The sequence below is a fragment of the Acinetobacter sp. AG3 genome, assembly GCF_022343575.1.
Classification (GTDB): Bacteria; Pseudomonadota; Gammaproteobacteria; order Pseudomonadales; family Moraxellaceae; genus Acinetobacter; species Acinetobacter guillouiae.
Genome location: NZ_JAKQZD010000001.1, coordinates 1515809 through 1530344, shown reverse-complemented (window position 1 = coordinate 1530344; position 14536 = coordinate 1515809). Strand labels below are relative to the sequence as shown.

Here is a 14536-nt window from a genome sequence, read left to right as displayed (position 1 = left end):
GTGGTCCCACATGTTTGAACAACTAAAAGCTTATTTATAAGTGATACTCTGCTCTAGTTAAGCTACCTTATTTTGTTGTGGTAGCTGGTCATAGTAAAACTCATCTGGAGTCATTTTGTCCAGACTCGAATGAGGTCGTTTCAAATTATAAAATTCAAAATATGCGTTTAATTGCTTCTTCGCATCCAAAACATTGCTGTAGGCTTTGAGATACACCTCTTCATATTTAACGCTCCGCCATAATCGTTCAACCATCACATTATCAACCCATCGACCTTTACCATCCATGCTGATTTGGATGTCATTTGATTTCAATACATCAATAAATGCATCACTGGTAAACTGACTGCCTTGGTCTGTATTAAATATTTCAGGTCGACCATATTTTTCAATAGCTTCATTTAATGTTTCTATGCAAAATGTAACCTCCATACTAATCGATACTCTATGCGCAAGTACCTTGCGGCTATGCCAATCAATCACAGCACATAAATAAACAAAGCCTTTTGCCATAGGGATATACGTTATATCCGTAGACCACACTTGATTACTGCGCTGAATAGCCAATCCTTTGAGCAGATATGGATATTTGCGGTGAGCTTGATTAGCCTGGCTTAAATTTGGTTTGCAATATAACGCATTAATGCCCATTTTCTTCATTAAAGTACGTGTATGACGTCGTCCTATATGATGTCCTTGACGATTCAACAAATCACGCATCATACGGCTACCTGCAAAAGGGTATTGCATATGTAACTCATCCATACACCGCATCAGCTTCAGATCTGATGCACTCACAGGTTTTGGGCGATAGTAATAACAACCACGGGAGACTTTCAGCAGCTGAGCTTGCTTAGATACTGAAATCTGAAGTGAGTCATCGATTAACTTTTGTGGTTGAAGCGGCCCAGTTTCTTCAACACACCTTCTAAAAAATCAATTTCTAATGCCTGCTCACCGATTTTTGCATGTAGTTTTTTTAGATCGATGGGTGGTTCTGTTGGAGCTTTTGATTGATCGAAAGCTTGCGAGGAAGCTGAAATCAGTTGATTTTTCCAGTCGATAATTTGGTTTTGATGAACATCAAATTCAGCACTCAATTCAGCAAGTGTTTTTTCTGCTTTAATCGCAGCAAGTGCTACCTTAGCTTTAAAATCATTTGAATGATTTCTTCTTGGTCTACGTGCCATAAAATACTCCATATATTGATGTTTATAACATCATTTGGGGAGCAAAATATCACTTATAAGTGTTGTTCAAATTTCCTGATCCACCTCTATATCCCGTAACACCACTCACTTCATCACTTACATCAGTTTGCTTACCTGTTGCTAAAATCTTCACACCTTGCATCAATGGAACGGTGGCTGTTTTTTCAGCACTTTGCAGTGTTACCATTAAATCAATTAAGTCCCCTGGTTTAAGCATTGTTGAAATCGAGCTTTCATCATCGACAGGAATAGTTAAGGCTCTCCTTCCTGGAGGGATAAGTTTCGCGATATCTTTTTTGGCATCAACCATTGAGTACATAACAATATCCCCTGGTTTTAAATTAACCTTTAATGGCAATCCTTCAATTGAACCAAAATCTGTAGCCAATACAGCATTAGACTGCTGGTAGTCAGATGGAATATTCCTTTGTGAAACTGTATCTGTTGAAATCAGACCACCCGCTGCAAGATCTTTACTTGCAACAACATAAGCAACTTCAGGACCTTTTTGCGTCATACTCTCTACTTTATGATCAAAAGCTGTTTTAAAGCCCCAAACACTTAATATTCCAATTAGAATTGAAACAATAAGAGCCACAATTTTTTTATTAATATTCGGTAGATTCATTATGGTATTGCATCCATATTCAAAATTGTTGCATTAAATTTATTCATAAATAGTTCATATGCATTCTTAAACATCAAAAATAGACTTCCATCACCAAAGACACCATTTCCTGCAACAAGGATAATCAAAATAAAAACTAAACAGATTAAGTATTCTGTTGTTGCATTTCCAGTTATCTTATTTCGCATTTGAATGACTCTTTTTCACATTAATAATAACCAATGTATTGATGGATTTCCGAGCATCAAAGATCAAATTAATCTCATTTCCATCACCTAAATCAAAATATGAAAATGCATCATTAATATCACTCATTATTGCTCTTTTTTTCAGCTGACCAATTATGCTTTGGTAATCTATTCGCTTAAAGGTTTTAAATACCATTGTTCTATTAATCTCACCATAGTCTTCACTTTGAAAGTCAGTCGTTGGTTTTACAAGCTTTATATAATCTGGAAACTTCAATAATTTATAATTAGCTTTTGACGGACAAATTACTCTTCCAGAAAATGACTGTTGATTGGTTGAAAAAATTTGAATTGTAGTTCCACCATTTTCAGCAATATAAAAGAGAGAACCCTGTTTAGAAAATTTAATATTTTTCTTATCCAAAAAATCCATATAACAATCTAAATTGCACAATGGTGATACCAACTCATACATTTGAATAGAGGAGCCATTTAAAATGGTATTTTTACCTATTTGAACTAGATGCATATTTTTTTCTTTCAAATTATTAAACAGACAAGCCCTAGCTTCTGCAACCTGCAAGAAAACAATAAAACCAATGGATAATAAATATTTTTTGTGTATCATTTTAAAGTCGCTTTACGATCATTTGGAACGACTTCCATTTTATAAATACCATCTTTCTGAATCTTTTTCTCAAATCCCATAGAGGCTACGGCAGCATTATAAACATTATTTATATTTGCCTGAATTAACTCATAAGGTTGTAAATAAGCAGATTTTTTCACGATATTTTTTACATCATTCGAATCATTTGCTGCCCAATTATTTCTTAATGTTCCAGCTGAGGCTTTAATATCAAATGACTGTGCAATTGGAAAATCCCGAATACCTGTCACAAAATTTACTGGAACAGTCACTTCAACTGTATATTGGCCATCTGACTTTAAGCGCTTAAACGGTTTTGCAGCTACGCTCAAAGGATCAACACTTAAGGTCTGACTGTATTTCTCCTTTGTTTGTATTGCTGTAACCTGTACAGAGTCCCAGTTAACTAAAGAATTTCTTGACATATCCTGATCAGAGCCATCATCACAATCTGCATTACGGTCACTTAGAACATCCGCACCTGTTCGAGCAAAGAAACGCTGACCAACTTCACGAGAAAGCGTCTCTTGATCATTGATATAAATCCCTTTATTTACTCGCCAAGCGACATAATCTGCTGCTTGTTCTGATTTCAACTTAACAGTTGCGAGCTTAGAAACCATTGGAATGGCAACCATCAACATACTTAAAACGACTGCTGCAATGGCAAACTCAGCAATGGATTGGCCTTTTTGATTCTTCATCATATTTAATTCACCAATGCTGATTCTGTATTGACTAATGTTCTTTTTGCCACATCCATATCATCAGATAATCTTGTTTTCCAATATGGGCTAAACAAAGAACCATACTCATGGTTAATTTGGTTGCCTGAAACCTCTAACTGCCATGGTCGCTGAAAATATACTTCCGCTTGAGTAATTGCCTGCATGTCACCATTACTTAGTCCGCCCTTCTCTAAAGCATCGTAGTTATCTAGAACCGTAAAATCTTTACCAATGCTTAAATTAGAATTTCGATTTGATGTTACCAACTTATTACGAGATTTTTTCACTGAAACGACTAAAGGAAATATATTATCTTTATTATTTAAGTCTCTTAGCTCATAAAACTTGGGAATACCAGCGCCAGTAATTGCTCCACCATAATTCCTAACATCCCATTGCGGTGTATTCTTTTCAGCATAGCGTCTTGATTTAGGGTTTGTTGAACTAGCACCACCATAACTTCCTGATTTTGATGCCTTATCTTGTCCTAATTGGCTACCTAAAGCACTCCCCCAACCGATTGGAATCTCATCATGTTTCTTTCTTATTTTGAATCTTCTAATCGTTTTATAGTAATGATGAATAGATAAAGTATCGATACCTTTCCATTCATCTAACTGTACCAACTCTGTTCCACCAGCTTTATGAATACGATATTCATTCCACCCGCCTGGAGCGAGAACAAGCTTTGGGAAAATATCATTTTTACTACGGTTTGTAATAAATGGATCAGCTGAACTCAGAACAACATCAGCCATACGCTGTCGCTCTTGGGCAGTATATTGTTTAATAATTTGCGCTGGAAATTTGGAGGCACTTGCGATAAGTCGAATGTCATAGTCTGAACTATTGGCTTTAGCTAAATTGCCAAACTCTTTCGGAGCATTTAAAATTGTTGCATTGCTAGCCAGATTTAAACTATCTTGAGCAAGCTCTAAAGCCTTCACTTCAATGCCGTAACCTTTGATGTAAATCCCTAAAGAATCAGCAAAATAATTTAATCCTGTCCCTATATTTGAAAACACAGCACTCACTGGAGGAAACCATGATGTTGCACGACTGATATTAGTGGAAGTTTGGGCCGCGTATTTTGACCATGATGCAGTACTCACACCTTGTGCAATAGCGAGCTGATTTGCGATTTGTGTTCGATTTATATATGCATTGAGATTTAGTAGTCGTGCCTGACGTGTTGCTGTTGCATATGCTGACTGATCAGCAAGCATTTTTGCTTGTTGTCTCTCTGATAGTAACTGAGAAGTATTAAATATAAAAACGATGGTCAACATTAATATCAATGACATTACCAGCATTAACAAAGTTGACTGCCCAGATTGATAATTCATTTCAACCTCTTATAATAAAAACATGACTACCCTTTAAACTTAATATGTAAAAAGTAGTCATTTTCGTAAAAAAATAATTAATTATTTTTGTTGTTCATAAGTTCCTAACTGTTTATCAACGGTACCTTCTGCTGTCGCTTTATTTGCATTTTTCGTAGCTTCAGCACGTCCAGTTGTTGAAGATTGCCCGCCTAATTCTGCAGCTGCAACTGCAACTTGAGAACGTGCAGTATTACCGTAGTAACGAAACACACCAATTGCAGCCACTGCAATTAATGCAACTATTATAATATATTCAGTCATACCCTGACCCTGAATACGTTTTGGTTTCAATAATATAAACATATTTATAGATTTCATAATCGGCCCTATAATTAAAATAAAATTACTTTATATTTTCTGTAACACTATGTATTTATTTGTGTACGTAAATATATTATACTGTCCAGTGTATAAAAAACAACCTTCTTCTAAAAAAATAGGGTATGCGGTAAAATGAAAAAAAATATACAAAAAGGGGTTTCTCTTACTGAGTTCATTATAATTGCACCTTTACTTTTATTTATTGGTCTTATCGGGATTCAATATGGTCTTATTTATGTCGCACGTTTAAATGTGACCTATGCTGCATATGAGGCTGCAAGAGCTGGTGCAATTTATAATGCAGATCCAGCAAGAATTCAAAATGCTTTCATTAAGGGACTAGTTCCATATTTTGCAACACCAGGTATTTATTTGCCTGGCAACAATCATGTCGCTACACCTATAAGTAAAAACCCAAACCTTGCTCAAGTTGCTCTACAAGGAACCGCTTTAAAAGAAATAATTAAAAAAACAGAATCTGCCTTTATGCATATTCACATAATAAATCCATCTAAAGCTTCTTTTGATGATTGGAATGATGACTTATTAGCAAAAGCTTATCGTATTAAGACTGGGCAGAATGTTCGTATTATTTCTAATGATAATTTAGATACAAAAGCAACAACGATTAAAAATAAGTCTAAACAGAATATTCAAGATGCCAATGTATTAAAACTACGATTTGTATATGGCTATGAACCAAGAATTCCCTTAATGAAAAATATTTTTAGTTCATTGACCTCATTTTTTACCAGTAACCGAGATGCAGCGAATTTAAGAATGTTAGCTGCAGGTCGAATTCCGATCGTAGTCGATATTTCTGCACAAATGTTAAGCCCAGCGATTGAGGCTGGCTTACCAACCAACACAGTCAATAGAAATGGTTATCTTGTTGGTGAAGATTTAATTAATCGCCTTCAGGAAAATCAGGCCATGCAGTGGCAAGTCGGGCAAAAGAAAAATGACCTTTTAGATGGTATTCAAGACTCAGCAGAACAGTCCGCAATTTCTCAATTTGAAAAAGATGCAACTGATCTCAATGCAATTGATGATATTGGCTCTGCATTACTAGGAGGGTTGGCTGCTAACAACTCGCCAACAGGTAAGGCAGGTTCTTCGACGAATAGCATTATTGGAGATACCAATAACCTTATAAGTTGCTCTTCAGGCAAAACCATCACCAACTTTTATTAATTTTAGATTAAAAGAACTCGAATATGAAAAATACAATTTTTAAAATAGGGTTTATTAACCTTGGGCTTACAATTTTAGGGCTAAACTCGACTCTAACCCATGCTGGTGTTGTGGATTTTAGCCAATGCGGTATTGACTCTTCATTTGCAATTATCACACAAAGTGAAGGTCCAACTTATGCTTGTGGTGGTATCGACAATGGTGTCGGCAACCCTATTAATGTCCTCAATGGTAATAAGTTTGAAGCTGTTGAAGATTTTAAAGAACTTCCCGCTTTTAAAGGCCTGTCTTTTTCTCGTTTTTATAATAGTCAAAGTAATGCAAATACTGATCTAGGGTATGGTTGGTATAGCTCTTTTGATATCAAACTTTATGAACAACCCGATATCATTCAAATCCGTCTTGATTCAGGGCAACGGATCAATTTCAAAAAAAATAAGATCCATCTTGGTAATAACCAATTTGTGATTCGCGCACTTCCTTTAAACCCTGCCGATGGCTGGATTGAGAAAAAAATCGATGGGTCTGGATGGATTTGGCATAAAGCAAAAACCAATCAGGATTATTTCTTTCAATATTTAGGGGGTAAAGATCCTAATCTTGCACATATCAGCAAAATTACTTCACAAGCAGATAGTAAAAAAAATAGCCCTAATCTAAATTTTAATTTCTATTATGACCAACAGCAACGTCTTAGCATCGTTAAAAACTTAAAAGGTGACCAGCTTTCTTTTCTCTATTCAACAACCAAGTTTGGGCTACCTCAAGTTACATTAACCACACCAATCGGACGCTATTATTACTTCCTTGACCGCAACAATAATCTTGCCCAAGTCGTTTATCCTGATGGACGTCGTTTTCAATATAGTTATGACCCTAAGTTTCAAGGTGGAGATATTCATAACTTAACAGCGAAATGGGCCTTTGATCAAACTCAAAAAAAGTTTAAATTGATTTCTCAGTGGCAATACGATCGTCAAGATCGAGCCATCCTCAGCCAACATGCCAATGGGGTTGAGAAAGTCTCTATACAGTTTGATACACGTACCCATAAGGATATGCCAGCAAATTACACCACGAACAAAACCGTTTTTAAAAATATCGTCACCAATAGTTTAGGGCAGAAAACCACCTACTCCTATCGAATTGATGGGACTCAATTCCAGTTATTGGAAAGTCTGGGTGCGGGGTGTGCCAGTTGTGGCGAAGTCAATAAACGTTATCGTTTCAACTCACAAGGTTTAGTGACTTATGCCGCTGATCTCGATTCATCTGGAAAAGCCATTCGAACTATTGAGCTCAAATATAACGATTTGGGTGAAGTGACCACCAGAACGGTTTCTGGTATTGGAGTCGAGGCCCAGACAACGGCTTACGAATATGAGTCTTATCAGATTCAACAAAATACATTAGCACAAGTGTCTTCACCTTTTCTTAGTCAGTTGAATCAACAATATTACCGCAGGTTAAAAACAGAATTACGCAATAGCGTTGTACCTGGAAAACAATATCGTAAGCAGTATCTTTACAATCAGAATAATCAGCTCATTTCTGTTCAGGAAAATGGATTTTCTCCTTTAGGGGATCATTTGGTTCGAGAAACCAAGTATGGCTATGACTCACAAGGGCGTTTGGCTTGGGAGGACGGTCCTTTGCCGAATGGTCAAAGCAATTCTCCTCAAGACAGTGATATTCGAACTTATCAATATAATGCTTTAGGACAATTACAACATTTAGTACTCCCTGGACAACAAAGTGTTCAAGTGTTGTCATTTGATCAGTTGAATCGTCCAGAAAAAGTAAAGATTCAAGATGGACAACGAGCAATTCAAATGAGTCTTAGTTACTTAGGCTCAGAATTAACCGTATCCAAGTATGTTTACCATTCAGATAACACCACACATACGATAGAGCATCGCTATAATGATGATGGACAGCTGATTTCGACTAAAAATGGATCACAACAAACTGATTTTATTTATGATTTGGTTGGTCGTCTGAGTGAAACACGAAATCTGAATGGCCTCACCTATAGCAAACAATATAATACTGAGAATCTTGTAACGGATGAGACCATCACGGATCAAGATGGCAAGCTTGTTCAGCGTATCAATAATCAATTTAATTTGGATGCAGAGAACCTTTCTATAAAGGTGTCTGATTCGCTGGGCCTATTACAACAAACAACCCAAACAGGTCTGATGTCTACACGTAAAGATGCACTCAATCGTGTGTTTATTCAGCATATGGATGGACTTGGACGCAGCATTGCGTTGCAAACCGAAAACTCAAACCGTCAACTCATTCATACGACCTTATCTTCATATCAGCAAGGCCATGCTTCCCAATTTTCTGCAGGCTTACAACAAAATAAATGGATGGATGATTTTGGGCGTACTGTCGTGACTCAATCCCCTGCTATTGGGATCAGGCTGTTTCGATTTAATGAAGCCGATTTAGCGATCGAAATCATTGATGAAAAAAGATTAATTCAAAAAAACAAATATGATCATGCCTACAATTTGATTGAGTCTTCAGTTCAAAACCCTCAAACTCAAGTCGAAACGATTATTCAGAAAACAGAATTTGATGGTTCCAAACCAATTCGTCAGATGAGTCAAGATGAAGTACAACACTGGCAGTATGCTCAGGATGGTAAATTACTTCGTCACACCACCACCCAACTCGATAAAACCTCACACAAGAAGAATGTTCAACCTATTAATTTTATTAATCAACCGCATCAATTGAACAACATTGAAGATATTTTATCTGAAAAAAGTAAGCAACAAGACCATAACTTATCCATAAACTCATGGTCTGAAGATTATGAATATGATGAAAATGGTTTACTGCGTAAAGAAAAACGTCGTGATTTAACCATTCAGTATAATCGAGATCATTTAGGTAAAATTACTTCTTTACAGCTGATTAAAAATGGAAAAAAATCTTCTGTTGATCAAATTCAATGGAGTAGCACTGGGCAATTAACCCACTACCGTTTATCGACGGGTCAACAGTTATGGCGTACTTATGACAGCCGTGGTCGTTTGATTCAACAACGTTGGTACAGTCCTACATCACAATCTTGGTGGGGACGTTTGATTGTTAACATAAAATACCGCTGGTTGGGTCAGAATTTACCTGAGTCAGACATTCAAACTTCAAATTATGTGTATGATCAAGCCAACCGTTTAATTTATAGTAATGAATCGGGACGTCAGTTTTATCAATATGATGATCAAGATCAATTATTGGCGGTATGGAAAAGTGATCAGCAACATAAATTGAGCAGTTCTTGGTACCCAACTCAAGTCTACGCGTATGACACACAAGGTAACCGCCGTCTACAATGGCAAAAAGCAGATAAACAACAACCAGAAGCGATAAATCTTTATCGTTATGGTGAAAATGGTGATGCTTCTATACAGTTGCTCGGTGTATCTCAGCATTTAGTCAATAAAACAAATATACAAACAGGTCAACTCACGCGCCTCGCGGCTTATACACAGACTGGACAGCCTCATGCTTGGTGGCAAGCAGAACCTGAAGTAAATACTGTTTTAGATTATGTGCCTTCTGCAAATAGTGGTGCGCCACTATGGGACACATCTTCTACTTCGTGGCATGGGGTAAATGATCAAAATCACAATATTTCAATAGATCAACAATTTAATCAACAAGGTTTGATCTCTAAGCGTTCTGTGGCATTTAATACTCGAAATCAACAACGTGAGTTTTCTCAACGAAATGGTTATGTGAATGGTATTCGAATGTGGGAACAACAGCGTTTACGTATGCCAAATGAGCAGTTTTCAGATATTCATGCCCCAGAAATCCAAGATGTTGTTGTTGATCGTGATTATGTGATGCTGGCAGGTTTGCCTGTGATGCAGTTTAGTCAAATTTCGACTCAAAAACAAAATGAGCCATTAAATACAGCGTCTGCTTCGTTTAATGCGGTTCAATTCAATCGTATTGGTGCGCCAATAAAAGTATATGATGAAAATAATACTGCCCGTTGGCAAACGGATTATTCGCCATTTGGAGAACGCCTAAATACGATCAGTACGCATGATGATGAGGCAAAGTTGATTCGTATTGTTGATACTTTACCGATTTCTCAATCTATGGATGATTTACGTTATGCGATCTCGATTCGTTTACCCGGGCAAAATGAAGACCCGATCACGGGGTTATATGACAACGGTTATCGTCAGTATGACCCAACTATAGGTCGTTATTTAACGCCTGATCCGATGGGCACTGTAGATGGCTTAAATCCTTATTTGTATGTGGGAAATAATCCGTTAAATAAAGTGGACCCTTATGGGTTATATCAAACTGATATGCATTATTACATGACTTATTTCTTAGCCATTACTGCAGGTATTGATTCTGATAATGCTAGGCGTATTGCTTTAGCAACGCAGTTTGTTGATACTAATGATAATACAAGTCCTTATGATGATGAGGCTGGAGCTGGAAAAAGCCTTTACAATAATTACATGACAGAAAGATTACAATACTATCATTTTACAAATAATAGATTCGCTTACGATAAACCGTTCAAAGGAATGGAACTCGGCAGTTGGGATTTAGATAAACCTAAAGCTATGTCTGATATCGATTACCTAAAGTGGCGTCTTACTTCAAATTTAAAAAATATTCCTCAACTTAAAACATTAACCAAAAATTACAATAAAGCCGCGGAGTGCGGAAATCTAAATCTAAGTATGCAGTTTTTCGGAGAATATTTACATGCGTTTGAAGATACATTTGCTCATCGAGATCAGAATAATGATCCATTTGGTGTAAATATTGGTGTTGGTCATGGAACACATGGTTCTCACCCCGATTATACATACAACCATGATGCAAAATTTAATTTGCCAAATAACCTAGTAGGTTATGACTCTTGGTCAGTAAATGAAACAAGATCCGCTATAGCGCAAGAACAGACTTATAAAAAACTCGTAGAATATCGAAGAAATATTTTAAAAATTCCTGATAGTCAAACCAAAACTGTCCCATGGAATCAATTAAAAGCATACTTAGCAATTTATAATGCAATTCCAGATAATTTAGAGCCTAAAAAGGATGTTGGGTCACTCGATAGCATTCAGAAAAAGATTAGTTATTTACAAGCATTACTTAATGGCACATCGATCAAACAAAATATTTATGTTTATGATTATGTAGCCAAAAAAAGCAAAATTGTTCAAACACAACCTATTAAAACCAATTGGGGATATAAACCTAAGCAAGGGGAAAGTTTTGAGCTAATTAAACCCTTTAAAGATGAAAAAACTGGAGAAACTTTTCTTGGAGCTGGTAAAGATGGCTATTCAATTCCCAAAGCCATTACCAATCGAATTGAGGTCTTTCGTAATTTAACGAAAGCTGATAAGGATAACTATACCGACTTAATCTGGGATACCTCTGTGAGAAAATATAAATCAAAAGATGGTGAAGGGAAAACAATACAAAATATTGTACAAGCTTATCGATTATCAATGAAATCTATATTTAGTTCAAAATCTAGTCCATTCACGATTGAAGGCACAGCACCAGTAAAATGATTAGGAAGATGATAATGAAAAAACCTATTACGTTGTTGAGTATACTTATATTATCAGGTTGTTCTTTTGCGCAAAAAGAACAACCTGAAATAGAATATAATTTTCCAACCTGTGGTCAAAGTATATTAAATGGGAAATCAGTAACCAAAGTTTGCGCAACACGTGACTTTATTGCTTTGGAACCGAGAAAAAGAAAAAGGGATTGGTTAGGATTTTTAGCGGCTGAAGGGAGTAGTGGTTATTATGGCCCAAGAGATTCTGCAGGAGCTATTCTTGAATTTAAAAATCAAGAGCTCGATATGCAAGGACATGTTTGGGATTTTTCTAAACAAAGCAATCCAGGACTAATATTAAGAGGTCATGACAGTATCATTAGAAATGGTATTGTTCTTAATGCGAGCATACTTTTAGGCTCAAATAGTTATTTTTCACCAAATTTTGCTATAAACGAACAAATAAATAACTTAAATTTCAAGAAAAGTGGCTTTTTGTATGCAAATAATACTTACGATTGTAAAAGGTCAGGGCTTTATTCTTGTAAAGATAGTAATTTATTAGAAAATATATTTCTTAAGAATATTAAAAACAAAGCAAATGATTTAAGTCTACAATCATGGGGAGGTGGGATATTAAATTCAGAATTGATATTAAAAAATAGAATTAATATTTATGGTTCTAAAGCAACTATACTTCAGAATCAAATAATTTCTCAAACTGAACTAGGTGAAAATTCTATACTTTCAAAAGATAAAGCTGGAAGTAATAAAAGCATATTTTCTTTAACTAAGACAAGTTCATCTAGATTGGTAGATAAATCACCACAAATATTTCCAGATGAAAATAATGACACTACCGCGATTCCAAATGCTTTATATATCAAGTTCTCCCCTGATACTGTCATCGACGGAAATACTTTTACCCTCACCCATAAAAATGACCAGGCCTATGCCATCGTGTTAGATCACTCCCCTCGTGTTCGTATTAGCAACAATACTTTTAACGGTTTTAAAGTCCCTATTCTCATGGATCAATGGAGTTCGATTGTCGATGAAAATGGTAAAGAAATTAAACCTGAAAATTTCAATGCTTATGGAAATACCATCAATCCAAATAAATATGCGGGCAATGTCACCATGAATCGAAAAGGCGAAATTGTGAAGGAGTAATTATATGGTGTTGACGGGTTGATAATGGAGTTCAATCTTATTGGTACACCAAAGCATGTATTAAATGTTGAAAATCAGCGGAGTTCTAAACTAAAAATACTCCACAAATCTAATCACTCAAATACAGAATCAAAATAAAATCTTTGTTATTCAAGGTAAACCTGCTCAAGGAACCAGAAAATGAAAAAAATAATACTTCTTATAACTTCATTTATTTCATTGACCGCTTGTGGTAGTGATGAGATTGCGAATGGTATGCAATATGAGTTTCCTGAATGTGGTATCAGTCAACTGAATGGGAAAAATATTAAAAAAGTCTGTGCTACACGGGACTCTATCGCAAAAAGTGTTTCAAAAGACTATACACCTAAATTTTTACAAATTTTAGTGGGGGCTGGGCATACCAGTAACTACTCAGGAGGTCGTCCAGGTTTAATTTTAGACTTTGAGAATCAGGAACTTGATATGCAAGGATATATTTGGAATTTTTCTAAACAGGGTAATCCAGGATTAGTATTAGTTGGTCATGACAGTATCATTAGAAATGGTATTATTTTAAATGCTGATATAGTCTTGGGTGATTCATACTCTCCTCCAAATTTTGCGACAAGTAATCAAATAAATAACTTAAATATTGAGAAAGAAGGTTTTTTGTATGCAAATAATACCTATAATTGTAGGAGGTTAGGACGATATTCTTGTGAGGATCCTATTTTATTGGAAAATATATTTCTTAAGAATATTAAAAACACAGCAGATGATTTAAGTCTACGATCATGGGGAGGGGGAATATTAAATTCAGAATTGATATTAAAAAATAGAATTAATATTTATGGTTCAAAAGCAACTATACTTCAAAATCAAATAATTTCTAAAACTAAACTAGGTGTAAATACTAGACTTTCAAAAGATAAAGCTGGAAGTAATAAAAGTATATTTTCTTTAATTAAGTCGAATTCATCTAGATTGGTAGATAAATCACCACAAATATTTCCCGATGAAAATGATGATACTACCGCCATTCCAAATGCTTTATACATCAAATTCTCCCCTGATACTGTCATCAACGGAAATACCTTTACCCTCACCCATAAAAATGACCAAGCCTATGCCATCATTTTAGATCACTCCCCTCGTGTTCGTATTAGCAACAATACCTTTAATGGTTTTAAAGTCCCTATTCTGATGGATCAGTGGAGTTCGATTGTAGATGAAAATGGTAAAGAGATTAAACCTGAAAATTTCAATGCTTATGGAAATACCATCAATCCAAATAAATATGCTGGCAATGTCACCATGAATCGAAAAGGCGAAATTGTGAAGGAGTAGTTTTATAGTGTTGGTGAGTTTGTAATGCAGTTCAATCTTATTGGTACGCCAAAGCATGTATTAAATGCTGAAAATCAGCGGAGTTACAAAATAAAAATACTCCACAAATCTAATCACTCAAATACAGAATTAAAATAAAGTATTTGTTATTC

The 14536-nt window shown here is 35.6% G+C and carries 11 protein-coding genes; 4 read left to right on the top strand and 7 right to left on the bottom strand.

Going from position 1 to position 14536, the window contains the following annotated elements; translation table 11 throughout:
• Positions 1-57: 57 nt before the first annotated feature.
• From L3V46_RS07050 to L3V46_RS07020, 7 genes are all read right to left on the bottom strand, one after another.
• Positions 58-1190 (bottom strand): IS3 family transposase gene (locus L3V46_RS07050; RefSeq protein ID WP_225367773.1). Its coding sequence is split into 2 segments (ribosomal slippage): positions 58-938 and positions 938-1190, totalling 1134 coding nucleotides; the frame shifts between segments, so codons are not numbered across the junction.
• 49 nt (positions 1191-1239) lie between these two features.
• Positions 1240-1839, bottom strand: coding sequence for a Flp pilus assembly protein CpaB (gene cpaB / locus L3V46_RS07045; RefSeq protein ID WP_239045297.1), 600 nt, complete (start codon positions 1837-1839; stop codon positions 1240-1242).
• On the bottom strand, positions 1839-2027 hold the full coding sequence (locus tag L3V46_RS07040) for a hypothetical protein (protein ID WP_239045296.1): 189 nt from the start codon (positions 2025-2027) through the stop codon (positions 1839-1841). Before L3V46_RS07040 ends, cpaB begins: the two co-directional genes overlap by 1 nt.
• Positions 2017-2655: a hypothetical protein gene (locus L3V46_RS07035; protein ID WP_239045295.1), complete on the bottom strand. Its 639-nt coding sequence runs from the start codon at positions 2653-2655 to the stop codon at positions 2017-2019. The genes L3V46_RS07040 and L3V46_RS07035 overlap by 11 nt, the downstream gene beginning before the upstream one ends.
• Positions 2652-3383, bottom strand: a complete 732-nt coding sequence (locus tag L3V46_RS07030) for a hypothetical protein (protein WP_239045294.1) — start codon at positions 3381-3383, stop codon at positions 2652-2654. Before L3V46_RS07030 ends, L3V46_RS07035 begins: the two co-directional genes overlap by 4 nt.
• Before the next feature lie 2 nt (positions 3384-3385).
• On the bottom strand, positions 3386-4750 hold the full coding sequence (locus tag L3V46_RS07025) for a Tad domain-containing protein (protein ID WP_239045293.1): 1365 nt from the start codon (positions 4748-4750) through the stop codon (positions 3386-3388).
• Between the two features lie 81 nt (positions 4751-4831).
• Positions 4832-5053, bottom strand: a complete 222-nt coding sequence (locus tag L3V46_RS07020; protein WP_239045292.1) for a hypothetical protein — start codon at positions 5051-5053, stop codon at positions 4832-4834.
• 192 nt (positions 5054-5245) lie between these two features.
• Here L3V46_RS07020 and L3V46_RS07015 point away from each other — a divergent pair, with 192 nt between their 5' ends.
• The 4 genes from L3V46_RS07015 (at position 5246) to L3V46_RS07000 (ending at position 14384) form a co-directional block, all read left to right on the top strand.
• Positions 5246-6307 carry a TadE family protein gene (locus L3V46_RS07015; protein WP_239045291.1) on the top strand — a complete coding sequence of 354 codons (1062 nt, stop codon included), beginning with the start codon at positions 5246-5248 and terminating at the stop codon, positions 6305-6307.
• A gap of 23 nt (positions 6308-6330) precedes the next feature.
• A complete protein-coding gene (locus L3V46_RS07010) occupies positions 6331-11889 on the top strand; it encodes a DUF6765 family protein (RefSeq protein WP_239045290.1) in 5559 nt (1852 codons plus the stop codon).
• Positions 11890-11903: 14 nt separating this feature from the next.
• A complete protein-coding gene (locus L3V46_RS07005; protein ID WP_239045289.1) occupies positions 11904-13055 on the top strand; it encodes a hypothetical protein in 1152 nt (383 codons plus the stop codon).
• 180 nt (positions 13056-13235) lie between these two features.
• Entirely contained in the window at positions 13236-14384 is a 1149-nt protein-coding gene (locus L3V46_RS07000) for a hypothetical protein (RefSeq protein ID WP_239045288.1), read from the top strand.
• Positions 14385-14536: the final 152 nt, after the last annotated feature.